Genomic DNA, 24,237 nt, shown 5'->3' on the forward strand with positions numbered 1-24,237 from the left:
GATATCCAGCAGTGGCACTTTCACTTCTTTTGGCAAAATATCTCGCTATCGAGTCAGTCTTTTTAACCTTGAAATGTAAGGCATTTCTGTTTTTTCACAGACCTATTCAACGCACCGCCGAGGACAAGCAGACTCCCCCCTTACCGCTTGAGTAAGGGACTACGAATGTTCATTTCAGCGCCGTTAAACCGCTTTACCCTGACCCTCCCGGGCCTTGCCCCTGAACTCCAGGTGCTGGCCTTCAAAGGCAGTGAAGCCATCAGCCAGCCCTATCGTTTCGAGCTGGAACTGGTCAGCCGCCGCCCGGACCTGAACCTCGACGAGCTGTTGCACCAGCAGGGCTTTCTCGCCTTCAACGATAGCGGCGCGGGTATTCACGGCCAGGTCTACAGCATCGGCCAGGGTGATACCGGTCAGCGCTGGACCCACTATCACCTCACCCTCGTACCGCAACTGACCTACCTGGGCCATCGCTTCAACCAGCGCATCTTCCAGAACCAGACCGTACCGCAGATCATCGCCCGGGTGCTCAAGGACCACGGCATCCTCGGCAACGCCTTCAGTTTCAACCTCGCCACGCCCCTGCCCGCCCGCGAGTACTGCGTGCAGTACAACGAATCCGATCTGGATTTCATCCAGCGGCTGTGTGAGGAAGACGGCCTGCACTACCACTTCCAGCACAGCCCGGCCGACCATCACCTGGCCTTCGGCGATGACCAGACCTTCTTTCGCCGGCTGTCCAATGCCGTGCCCTATGTGCCGGACAGCGGCACCGTGGCTACGACCGCGAGCATCAAGTCCTTTGACCTGCGCCTGGAGACCCGCAGCAGTCATGCGGCCTTGCGTGATTACGACTTCGAGAAGCCGCATACCTTGCTGGAACGGACGACCCACTGCTCGGATTCACGACCGAAACCCGTGTTGGAGGACTATCGCTATCCTGGCCGCTTCAAGCATGACGACGCCGGTAAACGACTCAATCGCCGTCAGTTGGAGCGCCATCGCGCCGACTATCGACAGGCTTCGGGCAAGAGCAATGCGCCACAACTGGCCAGCGGTCATCTCCTGACCCTGAGCGACCATCCACAGCCGGACTGGAATGATCTCTGGTTGCTGACCCACCTGACCCATGAAGGCAAACAGCCGCAGGTCCTGGAGGAGTCGGCACCGATCCCGAGCGTTGCCGACAGCGATTTCCGCCAGGGCTACCGCAACAGCTTTCTCGCCACGCCGTGGGATGTGTTCTTTCGGCCGCCGCTACAGGTGCGCGAATCCCGTCGTCTGAATGCCCAGACCGCTATCGTCACCGGCCCGCCCGGCGAAGAAATCCACTGCGACGAATATGGCCGGGTGAAGGTGAAGTTTCACTGGGACCGTTCCGACGAAACCGGCGCCCACAGCAGTTGCTGGTTGCGGGTGGCGTCCGGCTGGGCCGGGCCGAGTCATGGCGCCATCACCCTGCCCCGTGTCGGCATGGAGGTACTGGTGACCTTTCTCGAAGGCGACCCCGATCAGCCACTGATCATCGGTTGCCTGAACAACGCGCTGCAGCAAGCGCCCTACCCTCTGCCTGCGCACAAGACCCGCAGTGTGTTCAAAAGCCAGAGCAGCCCCGGGGGTGGCGGCAGTAATGAGATCCGCATCGAAGACCTCAAGGGCCAGGAACAGATCTATGTGCATGCCCAACGGGATTTCGAGCAGCACATCGAACATGACCAGCATGTACAGATCGGTCATGAGCGGCATGAAAGCGTCGGTGCCAACAGCTACGCCGAGTTCAAGGCCGAAGAGCACCACACCGTTCACCGGGATCGCCGCTGCGAGGTGAAAGGTGATGACCATCTGACGGTGGGTCGAAGCCAGCAGGTGAAAGCAGGAGTGGGTTATCTGGTTGAGGCGGGCGAGGAAATCCACCTGTCCAGCGGCTACAAACTGGTGGTGGAAGCCGGTGCCGAATTGACCCTCAAAGCCGGGGGCAACTTCATCAAGATCGATGGCAGTGGCATTACCTTCAGCCAGCCGTTCAACACTGAAGGCAGCCCAGGCGAGGGTTCAGGAGCGATGCCTTGGCTGCCTGGGCAGACGGCGCCGATCAGAAAGTCGGCGCTGTCGCTGGACACGGTAATAAAGCAAGGCCTGGCACTGCGCGAGACAGCTTCGGGCGTTTGCGAGGTATGCGAAGCGGCGAAGAATAGCCAGGGGAGACAGCCATGATCGAGGCGATGAATCACCCCGGTTTCCTGCTGATCGAAGGGACCTGCCTCGATGCCGCCAGAGCCTGGTTTCGTCAGCACTATCCCAGCCATCAGGCCGTCTCCCTGCTGATCAACACGCCCTACGCGGCTATCGCCGATGCGGGGCCGTTTCTGCTGGAGACCCTACCGGGAAGCCCGATGCAGCGCGATTGGTGGCAAGGTGGTTCGCCCCTGGACCAGGGTGTCTGGCTGAGCTCGCGGCTATCGCCCGTCAAGCTGTTCGTCTCACTACAGCGACGCCTGAAAGTACATGGCGCCCAAGACCGCGAGTATTGGCTGCGCCTGGGTGATGCGGGTGCCCTGTTGCGAGCCTGGGAATCTCAAGCGCCCTGGCCGGCAGGCTTCTGGCACGGCGTCGATAGCGTCTGGCTGCGGCACCGGGGCGCGCCGCTGTGTGCCTGGAAAAACACCACCCCTGAACAGGACGCCGCACCGGCCAATATCGGTTTCGCAGCGCAAATCGTGTTGCCGCAGGCTTTGCTCTGCGCGCTGTCCGGTGAGTCCGAGGAAAAGGCTAATGTCTGAATACACCTTCAAACCCGGCACCTGCCCGCTGCTGGCGGCGGTATTTCCCCTGCGCTACGCCATTGGCCCTTCGCTGCCGCTCGACTTGAGTGGCCACAATGTTGCGCCTCTGAGCAGTCATTTCCCCGCGCTCGGCAAGGGTTCGGAAAACACCAGCGGCAAGCCGATGAACTACACCGCCCGCCTGCTACGCAATGGTTGGCTGTATGTCTGGCAAACCACCATCAACATGATGATCGAGTTCGAGGTGACCGGGGCACTGCTCAAGGAAACGTCACGCGGCGGCAGCGTGATCGACCCGCGTCACAAGCCTTTTTTCATGTTGCGGGCCGGGGCACCGGCCATGATGGTCTGGTCGCCGATTCGCTGGAGCGATGCGCAATTCGACACGGCCAAGACAGATCCGGCCAGGCGCGAAAGCGTCATGCGCACGTTCACACCCGGCGTAACGCCTATGAGCGGGCCGGTCCAGAAGATCCATGAGTCCATCGGCGACTACATGGACCTCGATGGTTATGGTTGGAGCCAGGATCCCGTTGGCCAGACACCAGACTGGCTGAAGGCTCTTGAGGATATGAATGTCTGCGAGTTCCAGACCTATGCGGTGATCGACGATACCTGGGGTGTATTGCAGGATCTGGCTCGATTGCTCCAGGTGCAGATGGCGGCGTTCGAGGAGCGCCGCAAGGAGCGTAGCGAGGACTGGGCCATTGCCGGGTTGATTCGCTCGTTGAGCGAGAGCGATGAACAGGTCCGCAAAGTGCTGCCTGGCGCGACGCGCTATCACCTGCTGGAAAGGACCTGGAAAGAGCATGACGATGAAACCCAGGGCTACGAGGCGGACCTGCGCTATATCTCGCAATTGTGGGGTGCGTGGTTCGACACCCTGAGCCTGAAAAGCCCGGCGACCCTGGCGACTGCTTGTGAGCATTTCGACATTACCCAGCCTGCTGCGCTGGAGGCATTGGGCGAAGAATTCGCCCTCGCGTGTGCCGGTGCCTCCAGCACCAGTTTTGGGGTGAAGACGCTGAGCAAGGCGCTCGATCCTGACAGGGCGACCGAGAAGCCCTGGTTGATCTGGGCTTTGCTCGGGCTACCCAACCAACCGGGGCTTTCGGAGATCAAGCGGCTGATCGATACCGGGGACACCCTCAAGGACAACGTACAGGCTTTGCAAAAGCTGGGTATCAAGTTGGCGCAGGCGCTGAATATGAGCCTGGCATTCAACAAGAGCGCGGAGAACCTGGCGCTGCACAATCCGGCCAAGGTGACGGAGGAATTGTTCACGGTCCTGAGTCCGGTGCTTGCGGCGCAGATGCACAAGGCCACGGAGGCGCCCAGCAATGTTACGCGGCTGTACATGGGGGCTGCGTTGAGTCGCAGCCAGCAACGTATCGATCTGGTGGCGGCCACACCGCAGCAGGTTGAGCAATGGCTGAACCATTTGGCGCAAGTCCCCACACAAGCGCCTCCCGGTACGCTGCCGTTGAAACCAGTAGCAAGTGCCGTGCAGGAAGCGTTGCCGTTCTTTCATCTGGTGCCGGCGGGGCAAGTAAGTGCTGCTGGGAAACCTCTGACTTCGGTTGCGGATTTGGCTCAACCAGAGAAGGAGCTGAAGAATCTGCTGAAAACGAGCAAGGAGGCACTGACGGAAACACCGTTGAAGTGTTTGGTGTTGGTGGTGGCGGGTGTGAGTTTTTTTTGGACACTAGATCAATACAAGAAGAACGCTTCAATAAAAAACACAATGAATTTGGCTGGGGCTGCAACAGGCATCGCCGCTGCAATTCTAGCGATCCAACAAAGCAATGCAGAAAGAGCATGGAAAGCGATCGCTGAAGCCACTGGAAAAAATTCACACACTTCCCGCGAGGCATTGGCAAAAGCACTCCTAAAGGGCTCGCAAGTTGCCTCCTCCTTATCACTGGTATCTGCCTTGGACGTTATTGTCTTTGGCATCGAAACGCTAGAGGCCTTCAAGGCTGGAGATATAGATACAGCATTAATCAACGCTGGATTAACCATTGCATCAGCAGCTAATTTCGCCCTATACCTGAGAACCTATAGGGCTTTAAGGACGGCACGCGCTGCGGTACTCGCTGGAGAGCTTGCCGCAATTGGCCGCGGGATAAATCAAGCCCCCCATATCGTCCCTAAACTTCTGGGGCTTACCCTACTAATTGTCAGCGGCGTGATTGCTCGTCTATACACTCAAGATATACCGATAGAAAAATGGTTAAAAAGCAGTCGCTTTGGCACCTACCCCGAAGCGTGGTCGGACAGCTACGAAAAATCAGCACTTGAGCTTCAAAAAATTCTATCCCCAGTCGCCTAGGCTTTTAATCAAACACTTACTTACCACAACACCTTATTAAAAACGAAACCGCGAAAACACAATGAATATAAAAGATCTTATTGAGCGAGCTAGAAATTTATATGGTGAGTCCCCTCACATCATTCTGAAAGCAGATGAACCAACAAACCATCCCCCTATGGAGCTCTTCGTCACCGACGAGCACACTGAACACTATCTGTCCCTTAGAAGTGGTGGTGAGTCAGGGCGCGGCGAAATAACGGGAGTGATTTTCTTAATATATACAATCCCCTGCCTGATCGTGATCGCTATCGGCCTCTATTATGGACATTTCAATAGCATATTTTTGCCGCTGCTGATCGGAGCAGGTGTCTTTCTTATTTCTTTTATTTTGGAGTGTCGTGCAAAACTCCCGCTTCCTATCATATTCAACAGACGCACACGAGAAATCTACTTTGATCATAACGGCCAACTATTTCACACTCCCTGGGATGACATCCAAGCCATCACTTATGACTTTACCATTGTGAGCCACCACGTAGGCGGATTGAATAATGCAGCTTTGGAGATATTGGTTCGCCGACTTGGAGAGCCAGAAAATGCTCTGATGGTTCCTTTGGGAGCCCCCATGGGTAAAGACCTGGACATGCAAAAGGGATTTTGGGAATACATACGAGCCTATATGAATAACGGACCTTGGTTTGACGAGCACGGCAACCATAGTGAGTCAGATACTTTCATCAGGGAACAATTGGCCAGCAATATACGACCCTCAGATTTTCTAGCTCATGAACGCCAATTGATTCTAGAAAAAAAGGCCGCCCTGGGAAGAAAAACTCACTTAACCCCAACAGACTATATCTCATTGATTGGCGACTTTTACCTCCACCCCACACACCTTATACAAGACTTTGTCTACGACACGGCCAAACGCCGAGCCCGCAACCGCTGGCCGGAAATTGTATTAGAGCGCCTGCGCCCCGATGGCCCAACCACACGATTGATTGATCTGGAACGTGAGCGTGGGCTGGATGTTTAACTCACACAACCTTTCAGGCCAACGTCGGCTCGTGTCGGAGCCGGCTTTATTGGTGATAAGACTCCCAAGATTTGCATCGCCAGAACTGACGCCTTCGCGGGCAAGCTCCGCTCCCACAGTATTTGAGTCGACCCCGGATATTGTGTACGACACAAAACCTATGGGAGCAGAGCTTGCCCGCGAAGAGGCCCTTGAGCCTTGCACTGCCCTTGCGGACGTCATCGCCGGCAAGCCGGCTCCCACACGGATGGTGCTCGATCAGGAAACCAGGGCGCTGCGGGCTCGGTCGGTGAAGCGGCCCTGCATCGCATCCAGCGCGTCACAACCATCCTGCAACAGCAGGTACGTGGTGCCCGCGAAGTGCTGAAGATCACGGTCGCAGGTGTTGCCGATGCTCATGCAAGTCAGGCTGTGGCTCAGGTCGCGGGCGGCCTTGATGCGTTGGATGGCGCACTCATACAGGTCACGTACCGGGGCATCGATATTGAGGTAGAGAACGGGGACTTCGGTGAGGTTGCTTTGTAGCGGACGGAAATTACTCATGGTGTTTCTCCCAAGAATGCAAAGGAGCTACCACCGACTACTGCGGCTAAACACTAGGGTGGCGGCTGTACGCGGGTTAGCCGACCGGGGCATTCTTGGAAAACCCGGCACATCCGAAGATGTCCCGCGCACAGCCGCCATTGCACAAAATGCCAAGCAGCAAAAAGCGCCGACATCATGATACGAGGGCGCTTGTGCGTCCATAAATGCCTTTCGACCGGCTAAGATCGATCACCGACACATCGGTGACGACCGAACTATAGTCCAGCCACTCACCCAATAGTCGCCGCTTTTACACCTTGAAATACGAGCCACTGCGGATGCCAGTAATGGCGATTTATCCGCCTCAACCAATCCCCACCTGATTACGCCCACTGTTCTTCGCCGAATACAGCCCCTTGTCCGCCGCCGAAATCAGATCGCGACAGTTGCTGCCCTGCTGCGGTATCACCGTGGACACCCCAATGCTGACCGTCAGCACCGAACCCTCGCCCGGCATATTGTGCGGGATCTTCAACCCCGCCACGGTCTGGCGCAGTTTTTCCGCCACCAGTCGCGCCCCACCTTGGGAGGTATTCGGCAGCACCAGCGCAAACTCTTCGCCACCATAACGCGCCGGCAGGTCCGACGGCCGGCTGCTGGCCTCACGGATCGTCTCCGCCACCTTGCGCAAGGCTTCATCGCCATCCAGGTGACCAAAGCTGTCATTGAAGGCTTTGAAATAATCCACGTCGATCATCAGCAACGACATCTGCGTCTGCTCACGCTGCGCCCTTCTCCACTCCAACTCCAGGTACTCGTCGAAATGCCGACGGTTGGACAACCCGGTCAAACCGTCAGAGTTCATCAAGCGCTGCAACACCAGGTTGGTGTCGAGCAATTGCTGCTGGCTGACCCGCAACGCCCGATACGCCGCATCACGCTGCAACAAGGTCATGTAGGAGCGCGAGTGATAACGAATGCGCGCCACCAGTTCGATATTGTCCGGTAACTTGACCAGGTAATCGTTGGCCCCGGCGGCAAAGGCCGCGCTCTTGATCAACGGGTCTTCCTTGGTGGAAAGCACGATGATCGGAATGTCCTTGGTCGCCGGGTGATTGCGGTATTCGCGCACCAGGCTCAGGCCATCGAGGCCGGGCATCACCAGATCCTGCAGGATCACCGTCGGTTTGATGCGGATCGCCTGGGCAATCGCCTGGTGCGGATCGGCACAAAAGTGGAAATCGATATTGGTCTCGGTGGCCAATCCGCGCCGCACCGCCTCACCGATCATGGCCTGGTCGTCAACCAGCAACACCATCGCGGCGTTTTCGTCGGTGGTCTTGAAATCATACATCTGTAAATCATTCATACGCGGTCACCTGAAGTACTGCTTTCAAGCCAGGACTGCTGACTATAGAACTCATGTCGGAAATATCTCCAGCAAACGTGGAGCGATCTTGTTCAGTGGACGAATTTCAACAGCCGCATCGATAGCCGCCGCGGCCTTGGGCATGCCGTACACCGCACTGCTCAATTGGTCCTGGGCGATGGTCAGGTAGCCGCGCTCGCGCATCAGCTTCAAGCCCTGGGCACCGTCGCGCCCCATGCCCGTCAACAGCACACCCACCGCATCGCCATTCCAGTAACTGGCGACGCTCTCGAAAAACACATCGATGGAAGGCCGGTAGATCTCGTTCACGGGCTCGGCGGTATAGGCCAGGGTGCCGTTTTTCAACAAGCGGATATGGTGGTTCGTCCCAGCCAGCAGTACGGTGCCGCGTTGCGGCGCCTCGCCGTCGCGGGCCAGGCGCACCGGCAGGCCGCAGGCGCTGCTCAACCATTCGGCCATGCCGGCGGCAAATACCTGGTCGACATGCTGGACCAGAACGATCGCGGCGGAAAAATTAGCAGGCAAACCTTTCAGCAAGGTTTCCAAGGCCGCCGGCCCCCCGGCCGAAGAACCGATGGCCACCAGCTTCTGTCGCGGACTGTCGTCCCGGGCCGGGCCGGGCACGCTGCGCACCTGGCTGCCGCGCTGGCCGATCAGCCAGCCGATATTGAGGATCTTGCGCAACAGCGGCGCCGCGGCTTCCTTCGGGTTGCCACCACCAATGGCCGGGGTATCGACCACATCCAGGGCACCGTGGCCCATGGCCTCGAACACCCGGTGAACGTTCTGTTGCCGGTCGACGGTGACAATGACAATGGCACAGGGCGACTCGGCCATGATCCGCCGGGTGGCTTCGACGCCATCCATCACCGGCATGATCAGGTCCATCAGGATCAGGTCCGGGGTCTCCTCGGCGCACTGTTTCACCGCTTCGGCGCCATTGCCGGCGACCCAGATCACTTGGTGTGCCGGCTCGAACGCCAGGGCTCGACGCAACGCTTCTACCGCCATGGGCATATCGTTGACGATGGCGATCCTCATCCCTGGGCTCCCCCGATCAGCTCGACCACGGCATCCAGCAAGGCGTCGTCATGAAAACTGGCCTTGGCCAGATAATAGTCAGCTCCGGCGTCCAGTCCACGTCGACGGTCTTCTTCACGGTCCTTGTAGGACACCACCATGACCGGCAGCGACTGCAAGCGCGTGTCTTTACGCAAGAGTGTGACCAATTCAATCCCGTCCATTCGTGGCATATCGATATCGGTGATCAACAGGTCAAAGTCTTCGGCGCGCAGGGCGTTCCAACCGTCCATGCCATCCACCGCGACCGCCACCTCGTAACCCCGGTTGAGCAGCAGTTTGCGTTGCAGTTCGCGCACGGTCAGGGAGTCGTCGACCACCAGCACGCGCTTGCGCACGGCCTCGCTGACCTGGCGATTGCGCCGGTCGATACGTTCCAGGCGACCGGTGTTGAGCAGCTTGTCCACCGAGCGCAGCATGTCCTCGACGTCGACGATCAGCACCGCCGAACCGTCGTCGAGCAAAGCCCCGGCGGAAATATCCTGGACCTTGCCCAGGCGTGGGTCCAGCGGCAACACCACCAGGGTGCGCTCGCCGATAAAGCGTTCCACCTCTACCCCATAGACCGCATCACGCTCGCGGATCACCACGACCTTGAGGTTGCCATCATGGTGTTCGCTGGCCGGGCGCTGCAACAGCTGGCTGGCCGCCACCAGCCCGACATGCCGGCCTTCGTGCCAGAAGTGCTGGCGTCCCTCGAGTTGCACAATGTCCTCGGGGGCCAGGTCGCACATGCGTTCGATATGGGCCAGGGGAAAGGCATAGGCCTCGCCACCGACTTCCACCACCAGGCTGCGCACAACCGACAAGGTCAGCGGTACTTCGAGGTGGAAACGGCTGCCCTGCCCCGCCACCTGCTCCAGCACCACGGCACCGTGCAACTGGCGGACCATATGCTGCACGGCGTCAAGGCCGACCCCACGCCCGGAGACTTCGGTGACCTTGTCCCGCAGGCTGAAACCCGGCAGGAAGAGGAAACTCAGCAGCTCTTCTTCGCTCAGTTGGGCGGCGGTCTCGGCCGGGGACAACTGGCGCTCGATCACGCTGCGGCGGACCCGCTCCAGGTCCACGCCGGCGCCGTCGTCGCTCAATTGCAGCACCAGCAACCCGGCCTGGTGCGAGGCCCGCAGACGAATCAGGCCTTCGGCCGGCTTGCCAGCCAGCACCCGCAGCTCAGGGCTTTCGATGCCATGGTCCACGGCATTGCGCAGCAGATGGGTCAGCGGCGCTTCGAGCTTTTCCAGCACGTCGCGGTCGACCTGGGTTTTCTCTCCTTCGATTTCCAAACGCACCTGTTTGCCCAGGCTGCGGCCCAGGTCACGGACCATCCGCACCTGACCGCTCAGCACATCGGCAAAGGGCCGCATACGACAAGCCAGGGCGGTGTCATACAGGACCTGGGCGCGCTGGCTGGCCTGCCAGCCGAATTCGTCCAGTTCCAGGGTTTGCGCCGTCAGCATCTGCTGGGACTCGGCCAGCAAACGCCGGGCATCGCCCAGGGCCTCCTCGGCTTCCAGGCTCAGGCCGACGCTCTTCAAGTGATCGCTGAGCTGGTCCAGGGCGCGCAGGCCTTTGTCTTGCATGCGCCGCATCCGTTGCATCGTCGCCAGATAAGGCTTGATGCGCTGGGTTTCCACCAGGGACTTGCTCGACAGGTCGAGCAGGCTGTTCAAACGTTCGGCGGTGACCCGCAACACCCGTTCACCACCTTCGGCGACCCGACGGCCCGGGAGCGTCAGTTCCGGCGACGGGGGTTCCGCCAACGCGCTATCAAGAGGCAGAGCTTCAAGATCGGCGGCCACAGACGACGGCACGAACGCGACTTGCGCCGGCTCGGGCGCCACCGGCCCCCCCCGCGCAGTGGCCGCCGCCGGATCGAGCAACGCCTGCAACCGCAGGACATACGCCTCGATCTCCACCGGCCCGACATTGGCGCTGGGCGTGGCGATGCGCATCAGCAAGTCGGTGCCGTGCAGCAAGGCGTCGATATGCTCCGCTTGCAGATACAACCGACCTTCCTGGGCGCTGACCAGGCAATCCTCCATCACATGGGCGACGCTGACCCCGGCATCCACGCCGACAATCCGCGCCGCGCCCTTGAGGGAATGGGCAGCACGCATGCAGGCTTCGAGCTGGTCGGCCTGGGTCGGATTGCGCTCCAGGGCCAGGAGGCCGGCGCTGAGCACCTGGGTCTGGGCCTCGGCCTCCAGACTGAACAGTTCCAGCAGCGACGAGTCGCGCATTTGATCGGGGGTCATGTGAAGCTCCGGGTCACGGCCGACAGCAATTGCTCTTCATCCAGCCAACGCAGGCTACGCCCCCTGAACGGCAGTACACCACGGGTAAACCGCGCGCTGGCCTGGGGCCCGGCGGCGCTGGCATTGTCGAGCAGGCGCTGGTCGATGGCATGGATACCGTCCACTTCATCCACCGGCAGCACCACCGGACCGCCCTGGGCGCCGACAATCAGCATGCGCGGCATGATCCGACCGCCTGGCGTGACCGTGATCGAGGCGTCCAGCCCGAGCAACTCCACCAGTGACAGACAGGCCACCAGGGCACCGCGCACATTGGCCACACCGAGCAAGGCCCGCGAGCGCTGGTGCGGCAGGGAATGAATCGTCTGCAGCGGCGCGACTTCCACCAGGCAGCGGGTGGCCAGGCCCAGCCATTCCTCGCCGAGGCGGAACATCAGCAGCGAACGGGTGACCACATCACTGGCGGCCTCGACCACCGCGCCCTGCTCGGGACGCTCCTGTTGCAACGAGTAACGGTCCAGCAGGCGCGTGGCCGCGGCGGAATACACCGCACAGTTGCGGCAGTGGATATGTTCGATCAGCAGCGGGCAGGACTTGTCGCCGTGGATGCCGATGCGGTTCCAGCAATCGTCGATTTTCTCGGCGTCGTGGTGGGTCAGGTTCAGGTCTGTCAAACCGCTCATCGTTTACGCTCACTGTCAGCGGTGCGCTCGCTACGGGCGGCGCGTTCCTGCAATCGCCGGGCGCCTGCCACATCCCCCTGGGAAGCCAGCAAGGCCGCCAGGTGGACGAGGGCCTCGGGATGTTGCGGTTCCAGGTATAAAGCCTTGCGATAAAACCCCTGGGCCTCCAGCGCACTGCCGGCCACGTCGCTCAGCAGGCCCAGCCAGTAGAAGACCTGGGCCACCGGCTCGTGTTGGCGCAGGTAGCTTTCGCAGGCCTGGCGCGCCTGGGCGCCGTTGCCTTCGTTGGCCAGGGTGGCAATCCGCGCCAGCAGGCCGGCCGCGTCGTTCGAGACCAGCGACACTGGCGCGGCGGGCGTGAACACCGCGCTGGGGGCGAACGGTCGGCGCAGAGGCAACACCGGCGCGCTGACGGGTTGCGACACACGCACCGGCAAAGGCGGCGGGACGATCACCGGCAGGGGTTGGGGCTCGACTTCCGTCGCGCGGCGAAAGGCAAAGGACTGCGCCGCGCCGATGGAGCGCATGCCCATCCGCCCCAGCAGGTTGCCCTCGGCCGGGCCGATAAACAGCACACCATCAACATGGGTAAGGCGCTTGAGAATGTCGAAGACCTGGCGTTGCGTCGCCAGGTCGAAATAGATCAGCAGGTTGCGGCAGAACACGAAGTCATAGACCTCACCCGCCCGCAACTCGCGATCGAGCAGGTTGCCGCTCTGCAAGCGCACCTGTTCGCGGACCCGCTCGCTGAGCCGGTAACCGTCCGCCAGGGCAGTGAAATGCCGCTCGCGAAACTCGAGACCCTGGCCGCGGAAGGAGTTCTTGCCGTACACCGCGCGCTTGGCCCGCTCCACAGACAACGGGCTGACATCGATGCCGTCGACCTTGAACTGGTGCGGCGCCAAGCCTGCATCGAGCAGGGCCATGGCAATCGAATAGGGCTCTTCGCCCGTGGAACAGGGCAGGCTGAGGATCTTCAAGGCACGCATGCCCTTGATCTGTGCCAGCCGCTCGCTGGCCAGGCGCGCCAGGGTCGAAAAGGATTCCGGATAACGGAAGAACCAGGTTTCCGGGACAATCACCGCCTCGATCAACGCTTGCTGTTCCTCGCCGTTGGTCTGCAAGCGGGTCCAGTAGTGGTCCGCCGAGGGCATCTGCAACTGAGTACAACGCTGGCGCACGGCACGCTCGATAATCGCCGGGCCGACCGAAGCCACGTCGAGGCCGATGCGGTGCTTGAGGAAATCGAAAAAGCGCTGGTCGTCACTCATGGGCACGCCTCATCCACCGTTGGAAACAGCAGCGCGCGCACCTCGGCATTGAGCAGGTCGTTGACCCGAATACGTTGCAGCAGGCCCTGGGCATCTTCGCGCACCGGCCCCAGGTATGGTGCCGCGCGGTTGTCCAGGCCATAGGGCTGGAAGTCCGCCGGATTGCAGCGCAGGGTATCGGTGGCCTGTTCGAGAATCAGCCCGAGTAGCTGTCCGGGCACCTCGTCGGCGGGACGGTAATGCACCAGCACCAACCGTGTGCTGGTACGCGCCGCCGCCGGCTCACCGAAGGTCATGGCGCTGACGTCGATCACCGGCACCATCGCGCCACGATGGGCCAGTACTCCCGCAACCCAGGCCGGGGCCTGGGCAATCGGCTTGAGTTGCAGACGCGGCAGCACCTCGACCACTTCCACGGCCTCCAGGGCATAGCGTTCGCCCTGAATACGAAAGACCAGGAACAGGCTGTTCCTGGGCTGCGCACTGGCGACGCGTTTCGCCCCCCACTCGCTCATCAGACTTTGAAACGCGAGACGCCGCTGCGCAGGCCCACCGCGACCTGGCTCAGCTCGTCGATGGCAAAACTGGCCTGGCGCAGGGATTCGACGGTCTGGCTGCTGGCATCGCCCAGTTGTACCAGGGCGAGGTTGATCTGTTCGGCACCGGTGGCCTGGGCCTGCATGCCTTCGTTGACCATCAGCACCCGCGGCGCCAGGGCCTGGACCTGATGGATGATCTGCGACAGTTGCTCGCCGACCTGCTGCACTTCGAACATGCCGCGGCGCACTTCCTCGGAGAACTTGTCCATGCCCATCACCCCGGCAGACACCGCCGACTGGATCTCGCGGACCATCTGTTCGATGTCGTAGGTGGCGACGGCGGTCTGGTCCGCCAGGCGCCGCACTTCGGTGGCGACCACGGCAAAACCGCGACCGTACTCACCGGCCTTTTCCGCCTCGATGGCGGCGTTGAGGGACAACAGGTTGGTCTGGTCGGCGACCTTGACAATGGTCACTACCACCTGGTTGATGTTGCCGGCCTTCTCGTTGAGGATCGCCAGCTTGGCGTTCACCAGGTCGGCGGCGCCCATCACCGAGTGCATGGTTTCTTCCATGCGCGCCAGCCCTTGCTGGCCGGAACCTGCCAGCACCGAGGCCTGGTCGGCGGCGGTGGAGACTTCGGTCATGGTCCGCACCAGGTCGCGGGAGGTCGCGGCGATTTCCCGCGAGGTCGCGCCGATCTCGGTGGTGGTCGCGGCGGTTTCGGTGGCCGTGGCCTGCTGTTGCTTGGAGGTGGCGGCGATTTCCGTGACCGAGGTGGTGACTTGCACCGAGGAGCGCTGTGCCTGGGAAACCAGGGCCGTGAGTTCGGTCATCATGTCGTTGAAGCCGGTCTCCACCGCCCCGAACTCGTCCTTGCGCGCCAGGTTCAGGCGGCTGCTCAAGTCACCGGTGCGCATGATTTCAAGGATTTCGACAATCCGCTGCATCGGCGCCATGATCGCTCGCATCAGCAGCAGGCCGCAGAGGCCGGCGGCGATCACCGCGATCAGCAGGGAAATGCCCATGCTGAGTTTCGCCGCTGACACGGCGGCGGAAATCGAGTCCGTGTCCTGGTCGGCGACGTCCTTGTTCTGGTTGATGATGTCATTGAGTTGCTTGCGACCTTCGGCCCAGGCAGGCGCCAATTGCTCGTTGAACATCCGGATAGCCTGGTCGTTCTGCTTGTGCTGATAGAGATCGAGCACGCTGGCCAGCAACTTGTCGTAAGCCACCCGCTCACGCTTGAATACGTCGAAGGCCGCTTGGTCTTCCTGGCTGAAAATGGTCTTCTGATAGTTCTCGATCTGCACGTTCAGACGGTTTTCGAAGTCCTTGAACTGCGCCTGGTCAGCGGCACTGATATCGCCATCGACGGTGAACCCCAGCAATTGCTGGGTCAGCACATAGCTGTCGACCCAGGCACTGCGGATCATGGTGCTGTAGTAGACCCCGGGAATGGCGTCGGTGCGCACACTTTCCTCACTGGATTCGATCGACAGCAACCGGGAGTACGAAGCGACGACCATCAGCAGCATGATCGCAATGATGACGGCAAAGCTTGCCAATATTCGTTGGCGCAACGTCCAGTTCTTCACTCGCAGTCCTCTAGAGCCATTCAAATGAGGGGCAGTATAGCCGAGCGTATGTCATCCTTGAGCAATCCGTTCGAGGAACCCAAGCCATGCCCGTCCTGCCCAGCTTACGCAGTCGTTTTGCGTTGATGATCGCCGTGCTGGTCAGCCTGCTGAGCTGGTTGCTGGGTTCGTTCATCAGCCACGATTCCAATTCGCGGATGATCAACGAAATCGGCCAGGATCTCGGCGAAAACGCCTACCAGATGGCGGATCGGCTGGACCGCGACATGGCCAGCCGGATTCACCTGCTGAGCGTCATCAGCCGGCTACAGGTGATGCAACAAGCCTCGGATACCCCACAGATCCGTCACCTGCTCGATCATTTGCAGGAAGAATTCCCGAGTTTCGCCTGGGTGGGTTTCGTCGCGCCCGACGGCGTGGTCAAGGCCGCGACCCATGGCGTCCTCGAACAGTCCGATATCAGCGAACGTCCCGTGTTCAAACAGGGCCGGGAACGCTTGTTCGTCGGGGACGTGCATGATGCCAAGCTACTGTCCAAACTGTTGCCCAACCCCACTGGCGAGGCCATGAAGTTCGTTGACATCAGCCTGCCGGTGTTCAGCGACGAGTCCGTCAACCTATCGTCACAAAATAAAGTAGGGGTACTCGCGGCGCACCTCTCCTGGGGCTGGGCCGAAGAGCTGCGCCAATCCTTGTTCGAACCCCAGCAGGCCCGGCGCAAGGTGGAGTTTTTCGTACTCGCGGCCAACCATCAGATCATCCTAGGTCCCCGCGAGTCGATCGGCCAGGCATTGCCCCTGCCCTTGTTCGACAACCTCGACCCACAACAGACCCGCTGGGGCGTCCAGCGCTGGCCGGACGGCAACGACTATCTCACGGGGATTGCCATGAGCCACGGTTATGGCAGCTATGCGGGGCTGGGCTGGACCGTGGTCACGCGCCAGACGCTCGATGAAGCCTACGCCCCGGCCAAGGAATTGCAACGTGACATCCTGGCCTGGGGCATTGCCCTGGCGGTGGTGATCGCCTTTGTCGGCTGGTTGCTGGCCACCTGGTTTACCCGACCGCTGCACGCTATCGCCCGGGCCGCCGACCGCTTGAGCCTCGGTGAATCCATGGAAATTCCCGAGGTCAGGGGCACCCGGGAAATCGCCCAGTTGAGCCAGTCGATCCGCCATCTGGTGGACAGCCTGAGCAATCAGCAGACCGCCCTGGGGATGATGGAAAGCCTGGCCCACCATGACGCCCTGACCGGCCTGCCGAACCGCGCCGCTCTGGAGAAATACCTGCCGCGCGCCCAGCAGCGCAGCCAGGCACAAAACCAATACCTGGCGTTGCTGTACCTGGACCTCGACGGTTTCAAGCCGATCAACGACCAGTTCGGCCATGCCGGCGGCGATGAGCTGCTCAGGGAAGTGGCAAGTCGCTTGCGCGTCTGCCTGCGCGAAGGCGATCTGGTGGCACGCCTGGGCGGCGACGAGTTCCTGATGGTGCTGCAAGTGCCCCGCCACGATGCCATTGACCAGGCACGCGGCATTGCCGAACGCGTGCTCGCCAGCCTGGGGCAATCCTTCCGGGTGCACGATGTCCCGGCCTGGATCGGTTGCAGCATCGGCGGCGCGTTGTGGCCCCTGGATGCCGCGGACCTGAGCGACGTGCTCGGCCTGGCGGACCAGGCCTTGTACCGCGCCAAGCATGCGGGCAAGGGCCAGGCGCACTTTCATGAAGCAGCAGAGGCTGGCGGGTCGCACTGAGGCGCCCACCACCTGCAAGGCCATCGATTAAAAAGATATACACTGGGTCGCATCCATAAAAACAACCCGCCGGCTAACCGGCATCGGTGCGCACCCCATGATGACCCTGCGTCAGATCCGTCACTTTATCGCCGTGGCCGAGACCGGCTCGATCTCGGCCGCCGCCCAGGCGGTGTTCATTTCCCAGTCGACCCTGACCCTGGCGATCCAGCAACTGGAACAGGAGATCGGCGTCAGCCTGTTCAACCGCCATGCCAAGGGCATGACCCTGACCCACCAGGGCCACCAGTTCCTGCGCCAGGCGCACCTGATCCTGGCCACCGTCGACAACGCCAAGCGCAGCCTGCAACAGAGCACCGACCAGGTGGCCGGGCAACTGACCATCGGCGTGACCAGCCTGGTGGCCGGCTACTACCTCGCCGACCTGCTGACCCGTTTCCAGCGCGCCTACCCCAATGTGGAAATCCGCGTGATGGAAGACGAGCGGCCCTATATCGAGCACTTGCTGGTCAGCGGCGAGATCGATGTCGGGGTGCTGATCCTCTCCAACCTCGAAGACCGCCACGCCCTGCAGACCGAGGTCCTGACCCACTCTCCCCATCGCCTGTGGCTGCCGGCCCAGCATCCGCTGCTGGAACACGACAGCATCAACCTGGCCGACGTCGCCCGCGAGCCGCTGATCCAGCTCAATGTCGATGAAATGGACCGCAATGCCCAGCGCATGTGGCGCGGCGCCGGCCTGCAACCGCGGATCACCTTGCGTACCGCGTCCACCGAAGCAGTGCGGAGCCTGGTGGCGGCCGGGCTGGGAGTGTCGATCCAACCGGACATGACCTACCGGCCCTGGTCGCTGGAGGGCGACATCATCGAAGCCCGGCCCCTGGCCGACCTGAGCCAGACCCTCGACGTCGGCCTGGCCTGGCGCCGGGGCACCGCCCGACCGCCGCTGGTGGACCCGTTCCTGACCGTGGCTCGCGAACAACCCCACGGCGGCCGCAAGCCATCTATTTAATCGAACGCCGCATTCAGTATTTAGTATTTGTCGACCTCCCGTCCGCCCACTAGTCTCTTGCCATCCATCTAGAGAAAGGCCGGACTCCAGCGATAGGGGAAGCTCCATGGCCACACAAGAAAAGAGAACTCGTAAAATGGCTGGCGCGCACCCGACCCCACTGTTCACCGCCTTGCTGATCGACGGTGAACTCGTTGCCGGCCAGGGTTTTGTCGAGCCGATCCTCAACCCGGCCACGGGCGAGGTGCTCACCCATATCGCCGAAGCCAGCAGTGAACAGGTCGAAAGCGCCATCCTCGCCGCCCACCGGGCCTTTGCCGGCTGGTCGCGGACCACTCCGCAGCAACGGGCCAATATCCTCCTGGCCATTGCCGATGCGGTGGAAAAAAACGCCGACCTGCTGGCCCGCCTGGAATCGCTGAACTGCGGCAAGCCCCTGCACCTGGCCCGCCAGGACGATCTCAGCGCCACCGTCGACGTATTCCGCTTCTTCGCCGGCGCCGTGCGCTGCCAGACCGGCCAGCTATCCGGCGAATACCTGCCGGGCTACACCAGCATGGTCCGCCGCGACCCGATTGGCGTGGTGGCCTCCATTGCACCGTGGAACTACCCGATCATGATGGCCGCGTGGAAAATCGCCCCGGCCCTGGCCGCCGGCAACACCTTGGTGTTCAAGCCCTCGGAACACACACCGCTGTCGATCCTGGCCCTGGCGCCGGTCCTCGCCGAGCTACTGCCGCCGGGGGTGATCAATATCGTCTGCGGCGGTGGCGAAGGGGTCGGCAGCCATCTGGTCAGCCACCCGAAAGTGCGCATGGTGTCGCTGACCGGCGATATCGTCACCGGCCAGAAAATCCTCCAGGCCGCCGCCAAAAGCGTGAAGCGCACCCACCTGGAACTGGGCGGCAAGGCCCCGGTGATCGTCTGCAACGACGCCGACCTGCAGGCCGTGGTCGAAGGCGTGCGCAGCTACGGCTACTACAACGCCGGGCAGGATTGCACCGCCGCCTGCCGGATCTACGCACAGGCCGGGATTCACGACAAATTGGTGGCCGAACTCGGCGCGGCGGTCAGCAGCCTGCGGTTTGCCGGCAAGCGCGACGCCGACAATGAAATCGGTCCGCTGATCAGCACCCGCCAGCGCGACCGCGTCGCCAGCTTTGTCGAACGCGCCCTCGGGCAACCGCATATCGAACGGGTCACCGGCGCGGCCGTACATTCCGGGGCCGGCTTCTATTACCAGCCGACCCTGCTCGCCGGTTGCAGGCAGAGCGACGAAATCGTCCAGCGCGAAGTGTTCGGCCCGGTGGTCACCGTGACCCGCTTCGATGAACTGAGCCAGGCGGTGGACTGGGCCAACGATTCGGAATACGGCCTGGCCTCGTCGGTCTGGACCCAGAACCTGGACAAGGCCATGCAGGTGGCATCACGCCTGCAATACGGCTGCACCTGGATCAACAGCCATTTCATGCTGGTCAGCGAAATGCCCCACGGCGGCCTGAAGCGCTCCGGTTACGGCAAGGATCTGTCCAGCGATTCGCTTCAGGACTACAGCGTGGTGCGGCACATCATGGCGCGCCACGGCCAGCATTTGTAAGACGCTCTACTCTAATAACCAGCCCGCAAACGGCACGCTGCATCACGTTCAACTGCCCCGACCATAATTAAAGAAGAGGGAATCCCCATGTTCGTGCACAAGACCGCACTGCTCAGTGCAATGACCACCGCGCTGCTGGCCAGCGTCTCGATCCAGGCTGCCGAGCCGCTGAAAGCCGTCGGTGCGGGCGAAGGCCAACTGGATATCGTCGCCTGGCCCGGCTACATCGAGCGCGGCGAAAGCGACAAGGCTTACGACTGGGTGACGGGTTTCGAGAAGGAAACCGGCTGCAAGGTCAGCGTGAAAACCGCGGCCACCTCCGATGAAATGGTCAGTCTGATGGCCAAGGGCGGTTATGACCTGGTCACCGCCTCCGGCGACGCCTCCCTGCGGCTGATCGTCGGCAAGCGTGTGCAACCGATCAACACCGCGTTGATCCCGAACTGGAAGAACCTCGACCCGCGTCTCAAGGATGCGCCGTGGTATGTGGTCAACAAGCAGACCTACGGCACGCCTTATCAGTGGGGCCCGAACGTGCTGATGTACAACACCAATGTGTTCAAGCAGGCACCCACCAGTTGGGGCGTGATCTTCGATGCGCAGAGCCTGCCGGACGGCAAGCCGAACAAGGGCCGCGTGCAGGCCTATGACGGCCCGATCTACATCGCCGACGCGGCGCTGTACCTGAAGTCGGCCAAGCCGGAACTGGGCATCCAGAATCCCTACGAACTGACCGAGACCCAGTACAAGGCCGTGCTCGACCTGCTGCGTGCGCAGCAGCCGTTGATCCACCGCTACTGGCATGACGCGACCGTGCAGATGAGCGACTTCAAGAACGAAGGCGTCGCCGCGTCCAGCTCCTGGGGCTATATGGTCAACGGCCTGCAGGCGGACAAGCAGCCGGTGGCCTCGACCATTCCGAAGGAAGGCGTCACCGGCTGGGCCGACACCACCATGTTGCACGCCGATGCCAAACACCCGAACTGCGCCTACAAATGGATGGACTGGTCGCTGCAGCCCAAGGTCCAGGGCGATGTCGCGGCCTGGTTCGGCTCGTTGCCGGCGGTCCCGGCGGCGTGCAAGGAAAGCGAGTTGCTGGGGGCTGAAGGTTGCAAGACCAACGGCTTCGACCACTTCGACAAGATCGCCTTCTGGACCACTCCGCAGGCAGCGGGCGGCAAGTTCGTGCCGTACAGCCGCTGGACCCAGGATTACATCGCGATCATGGGTGGCCGTTGATCCCCGAGCGATCTTGAGCACCCGCAGAACCTGTAGGAGCTGGCTTGCCGGCGATGGCGTCCAGATAGGCGATGCAAGGCTCAAGGGCCTCATCGCTGGCAAGCCAGCTCCTACAAGGGATCGGTGTCGAACACCGAGGTTGCGTACGACACAAATCCTGTAGGAGCCGGCTTGCCGGCGATGGCGTCCGAACAGGCGGCGCGCTGTGAGTCAGACCGCTCTCCACCGTTTCAGCTTTTTCAGAAGTCCAGGCCGGGCCGCTGCGGCGACCCACGCCCTCTCGGAGCACCGCATCATGACGCTTGCAGTCCAGTTCACCCACGTTTCCCGTCAGTTCGGCGAAGTGAAAGCCGTTGACCGGGTTTCCATCGATATCAAGGACGGCGAGTTCTTTTCCATGCTCGGCCCTTCCGGCTCGGGCAAGACCACCTGCCTGCGCCTGATCGCCGGTTTCGAACAACCCAGCGCCGGTTCGATCCGCATCCATGGCGAAGAAGCCGCCGGCCTGCCGCCCTATCAGCGCGATGTGAACACGGTGTTCCAGGATTACGCGCTGTTCCCCCATATGAACGTGCGCGACAACGTCGCCTACGGTTTGAAAGTCAAAGGCGTCGGCAAGACCGAACGTCTGAACCGTGCCGAAGAAGCCCTGGGCATGGTCGCCCTGGCCGGCTACGGCGAGCGCAAGCCGGTGCAGCTCTCCGGCGGCCAGCGCCAGCGGGTGGCCCTGGCCCGCGCCCTGGTCAATCGCCCCCGCGTGCTGCTACTCGACGAGCCCCTCGGCGCCCTCGACCTCAAGCTGCGCGAACAGATGCAAGGCGAGCTGAAAAAGCTCCAGCGCCAACTGGGCATCACCTTCATCTTCGTCACCCACGACCAGACCGAAGCCCTGTCCATGTCCGACCGTGTCGCCGTGTTCAACAAGGGCCGCATCGAACAGGTCGACAGCCCGCGCAACCTCTATATGAAACCGGCCACCGTGTTTGTCGCCGAGTTCGTCGGCACCTCCAACGTGATTCGCGGTGACCTGGCAAAACAGCTCTGTGGCAGCGACCTGCCGCTGTCGATCCGCCCGGAACACGTGCGCTTCGCCGACGGTCCGGTGCAAGGCCATGAGGTCGAGATCAGCGGCCTGCTCCACGATATCCAGTACCAGGGCAGCGCCACCCGCTACGAACTGAAACTGGACAACGGCCAGACCCTGAACATCAGCCAGCCCAACAGCCAATGGCAGGCCATCCATACCGGACGCCAGGCCGGCCAACGCATCACCGCGCGCTGGGCGCGGGAAGCCATGACCGTGCTGGCGAGCGAGGCCTGAGATGAACACCCTCGCCTTCCCCCAAGCGACCGCGGCCGGCTCGCCGATGCGGCGCTTCGCCAACCTGTTGTACCGCCGCCCCAACGTCTACCTGGCGCTGCTGCTGGTGCCGCCACTGATCTGGTTCGGCGCGATCTACCTCGGCTCGCTGCTGACCCTGCTCTGGCAGGGGTTCTACACCTTCGACGACTTCACCATGGCGGTCACCCCGGACCTGACCCTGGCCAACTTCGCCGCCCTGTTCGCCCCGTCGAACTTCGACATCATCCTGCGCACCCTGGGCATGGCCGTGGTGGTGTCCGTCGTCGCCGGTTTCATTGCGTTCCCCATCGCCTACTACATGGCGCGCTACACCACGGGCAAGACCAAGGCGTTCTTCTATATCGCGGTGATGATGCCGATGTGGGCCAGCTATATCGTCAAGGCCTACGCCTGGACGCTGCTGCTGGCCAAGGGCGGCGTCGCCCAGTGGTTCGTCCAGCACCTCGGGCTGGAGCCGCTGTTGCAGTTTGTCCTGGGGATTCCCGGGATTGGCGGTAGCACCTTGTCGACCTCGCACCTGGGACGCTGCCTGGTGTTCGTCTATATCTGGCTGCCGTTCATGATCCTGCCGATCCAGGCCTCCCTGGAGCGCCTGCCGCCGTCGCTGTTGCAAGCGTCCGCGGACCTCGGCGCCAAGCCGCGCCAGACCTTTATGCAGGTGGTCCTGCCGCTGTCGATTCCGGGCATCGCGGCGGGATCGATCTTCACCTTCTCCCTGACCCTGGGCGACTTTATCGTGCCGCAGCTTATCGGCCCGCCCGGCTACTTCGTCGGCAACATGGTCTACGCCCAGCAGGGCGCCATCGGCAATATGCCGATGGCCGCGGCCTTCACCCTGGTGCCGATCGTGCTGATCGCCGTGTACCTGTCCATCGTCAAACGCCTGGGGGCTTTCGATGCGCTCTAATTCACAACAACACGGCGACAAGGCTTCATTGGGTTTGCGCCTGGCCGCCTGGGGCGGGCTGGTGTTCCTGCACTTCCCGATCCTGATCATCTTCCTCTACGCCTTCAACACCGAGGACGCGGCCTTCAGCTTCCCGCCCCAGGGCTTCACCCTGAAGTGGTTCAGCGTGGCCTTCGCCCGGCCCGATGTACTGGAAGCCATCAAGCTGTCGTTGCAGATCGCCGCGATTGCCACGCTGATCGCCATGCTGCTCGGCACCCTGGCCTCGGCCGCCCTGTATCGCCGGGACTTCTTCGGCAAGCAGGGCATCTCGCTGATGCTGATCCTGCCCATCGCCCTGCCGGGGATCATCACCGGGATCGCCTTGCTGGCAACCTTCAAGACCCTGGGGATCGAGCCGGGGATGTTCACCATCATTGTCGGCCACGCGACCTTCTGTGTGGTGATCGTCTACAACAACGTCATCGCCCGCTTGCGGCGCACCTCCCACAGCCTGATCGAGGCCTCGATGGACCTGGGCGCCGACGGCTGGCAGACCTTCCGCTACATCGTCCTGCCGAACCTCGGCTCGGCGTTGCTGGCCGGCGGCATGCTGGCGTTTGCCCTGTCATTCGACGAGATCATCGTCACCACCTTTACCGCCGGCCATGAACGCACCTTGCCGATCTGGCTGCTCAACCAGCTCAGCCGGCCACGGGATGTGCCCGTGACCAACGTGGTCGCCATGCTGGTGATGATGGTCACGATGCTGCCGATTCTCGGCGCCTACTACCTGACCCGCGGCGGCGAAAGCGTGGCGGGCAGTGGCGGCAAATAACCCATTTCCAAGGATCAACACCGAACCTGTAGGAGCTGGCTTGCCGGCGATGGCGTCCTGATAGGCGATGC

19 protein-coding genes are annotated in these 24,237 nt (G+C 61.8%); 11 read left to right on the forward strand and 8 right to left on the reverse strand.

The window, feature by feature from the left end; translation table 11 throughout:
• The first annotated feature begins 165 nt into the window (after positions 1-165).
• From tssI to M5B42_RS05395, 4 genes are all read left to right on the forward strand, one after another.
• Complete coding sequence (gene tssI, locus M5B42_RS05380; RefSeq protein ID WP_248745203.1) at positions 166-2,214, forward strand: type VI secretion system tip protein TssI/VgrG; 2,049 nt, start codon at positions 166-168, stop codon at positions 2,212-2,214.
• The gene (locus M5B42_RS05385) at positions 2,211-2,780 is read left to right on the forward strand and encodes a DUF4123 domain-containing protein (protein WP_248745204.1); all 570 of its coding nucleotides are present in this window, start codon (positions 2,211-2,213) and stop codon (positions 2,778-2,780) included. The genes tssI and M5B42_RS05385 overlap by 4 nt, the downstream gene beginning before the upstream one ends.
• Complete coding sequence (locus M5B42_RS05390) at positions 2,773-5,115, forward strand: toxin VasX (RefSeq protein ID WP_248745205.1); 2,343 nt, start codon at positions 2,773-2,775, stop codon at positions 5,113-5,115. The genes M5B42_RS05385 and M5B42_RS05390 overlap by 8 nt, the downstream gene beginning before the upstream one ends.
• Before the next feature lie 61 nt (positions 5,116-5,176).
• Positions 5,177-6,133, forward strand: coding sequence for a hypothetical protein (locus M5B42_RS05395; RefSeq protein WP_178129898.1), 957 nt, complete (start codon positions 5,177-5,179; stop codon positions 6,131-6,133).
• 258 nt (positions 6,134-6,391) lie between these two features.
• Here the strand turns inward: M5B42_RS05395 and M5B42_RS05400 are convergent, their stop codons facing one another.
• From M5B42_RS05400 to M5B42_RS05435, 8 genes are all read right to left on the reverse strand, one after another.
• Entirely contained in the window at positions 6,392-6,676 is a 285-nt protein-coding gene (locus M5B42_RS05400; RefSeq protein WP_248745206.1) for a hypothetical protein, read from the reverse strand.
• Between the two features lie 346 nt (positions 6,677-7,022).
• Positions 7,023-8,027 (reverse strand): PleD family two-component system response regulator, encoded by a 1,005-nt coding sequence (locus tag M5B42_RS05405; RefSeq protein ID WP_248745207.1) that lies wholly within the window; start codon positions 8,025-8,027, stop codon positions 7,023-7,025.
• Positions 8,028-8,078: 51 nt separating this feature from the next.
• A complete protein-coding gene (locus M5B42_RS05410) occupies positions 8,079-9,089 on the reverse strand; it encodes a chemotaxis response regulator protein-glutamate methylesterase (protein WP_177099739.1) in 1,011 nt (336 codons plus the stop codon).
• Complete coding sequence (locus tag M5B42_RS05415; RefSeq protein WP_248745208.1) at positions 9,086-11,386, reverse strand: hybrid sensor histidine kinase/response regulator; 2,301 nt, start codon at positions 11,384-11,386, stop codon at positions 9,086-9,088. Before M5B42_RS05415 ends, M5B42_RS05410 begins: the two co-directional genes overlap by 4 nt.
• Complete coding sequence (locus M5B42_RS05420) at positions 11,383-12,069, reverse strand: chemotaxis protein CheW (protein ID WP_248745209.1); 687 nt, start codon at positions 12,067-12,069, stop codon at positions 11,383-11,385. The genes M5B42_RS05415 and M5B42_RS05420 overlap by 4 nt, the downstream gene beginning before the upstream one ends.
• The gene (locus M5B42_RS05425; protein ID WP_248745210.1) at positions 12,066-13,340 is read right to left on the reverse strand and encodes a protein-glutamate O-methyltransferase CheR; all 1,275 of its coding nucleotides are present in this window, start codon (positions 13,338-13,340) and stop codon (positions 12,066-12,068) included. The genes M5B42_RS05420 and M5B42_RS05425 overlap by 4 nt, the downstream gene beginning before the upstream one ends.
• Positions 13,337-13,855 (reverse strand): chemotaxis protein CheW, encoded by a 519-nt coding sequence (locus M5B42_RS05430; protein WP_248745211.1) that lies wholly within the window; start codon positions 13,853-13,855, stop codon positions 13,337-13,339. The genes M5B42_RS05425 and M5B42_RS05430 overlap by 4 nt, the downstream gene beginning before the upstream one ends.
• Positions 13,855-15,477, reverse strand: a complete 1,623-nt coding sequence (locus M5B42_RS05435; protein WP_248745212.1) for a methyl-accepting chemotaxis protein — start codon at positions 15,475-15,477, stop codon at positions 13,855-13,857. Before M5B42_RS05435 ends, M5B42_RS05430 begins: the two co-directional genes overlap by 1 nt.
• An 86-nt stretch (positions 15,478-15,563) precedes the next feature.
• Between M5B42_RS05435 and M5B42_RS05440 the strand changes: the two genes are divergently transcribed.
• The 7 genes from M5B42_RS05440 to M5B42_RS05470 all read left to right on the forward strand — a co-directional run bounded on the left by M5B42_RS05440 (position 15,564) and on the right by M5B42_RS05470 (position 24,166).
• Positions 15,564-17,231, forward strand: a complete 1,668-nt coding sequence (locus M5B42_RS05440) for a diguanylate cyclase (protein ID WP_248745213.1) — start codon at positions 15,564-15,566, stop codon at positions 17,229-17,231.
• Positions 17,232-17,328: 97 nt separating this feature from the next.
• The gene (locus M5B42_RS05445; RefSeq protein ID WP_100942371.1) at positions 17,329-18,243 is read left to right on the forward strand and encodes a LysR family transcriptional regulator; all 915 of its coding nucleotides are present in this window, start codon (positions 17,329-17,331) and stop codon (positions 18,241-18,243) included.
• A 106-nt stretch (positions 18,244-18,349) separates the two neighbouring features.
• Positions 18,350-19,840 carry a gamma-aminobutyraldehyde dehydrogenase gene (locus M5B42_RS05450; RefSeq protein ID WP_177099727.1) on the forward strand — a complete coding sequence of 497 codons (1,491 nt, stop codon included), beginning with the start codon at positions 18,350-18,352 and terminating at the stop codon, positions 19,838-19,840.
• Positions 19,841-19,927: 87 nt separating this feature from the next.
• On the forward strand, positions 19,928-21,079 hold the full coding sequence (gene ydcS, locus M5B42_RS05455; RefSeq protein WP_218223721.1) for a putative ABC transporter substrate-binding protein YdcS: 1,152 nt from the start codon (positions 19,928-19,930) through the stop codon (positions 21,077-21,079).
• A gap of 295 nt (positions 21,080-21,374) precedes the next feature.
• Positions 21,375-22,400 carry an ABC transporter ATP-binding protein gene (locus M5B42_RS05460; RefSeq protein WP_248745214.1) on the forward strand — a complete coding sequence of 342 codons (1,026 nt, stop codon included), beginning with the start codon at positions 21,375-21,377 and terminating at the stop codon, positions 22,398-22,400.
• 1 nt (position 22,401) lies between these two features.
• Positions 22,402-23,349 carry an ABC transporter permease gene (locus M5B42_RS05465; protein ID WP_248745215.1) on the forward strand — a complete coding sequence of 316 codons (948 nt, stop codon included), beginning with the start codon at positions 22,402-22,404 and terminating at the stop codon, positions 23,347-23,349.
• Positions 23,339-24,166, forward strand: a complete 828-nt coding sequence (locus M5B42_RS05470; RefSeq protein ID WP_248745216.1) for an ABC transporter permease — start codon at positions 23,339-23,341, stop codon at positions 24,164-24,166. Before M5B42_RS05465 ends, M5B42_RS05470 begins: the two co-directional genes overlap by 11 nt.
• The last annotated feature ends 71 nt before the right edge of the window (positions 24,167-24,237 follow it).

It is taken from the genome of Pseudomonas sp. MWU12-2037 (genome assembly GCF_023242345.1).
Taxonomy (GTDB): domain Bacteria; phylum Pseudomonadota; class Gammaproteobacteria; order Pseudomonadales; family Pseudomonadaceae; genus Aquipseudomonas; species Aquipseudomonas gingeri_D.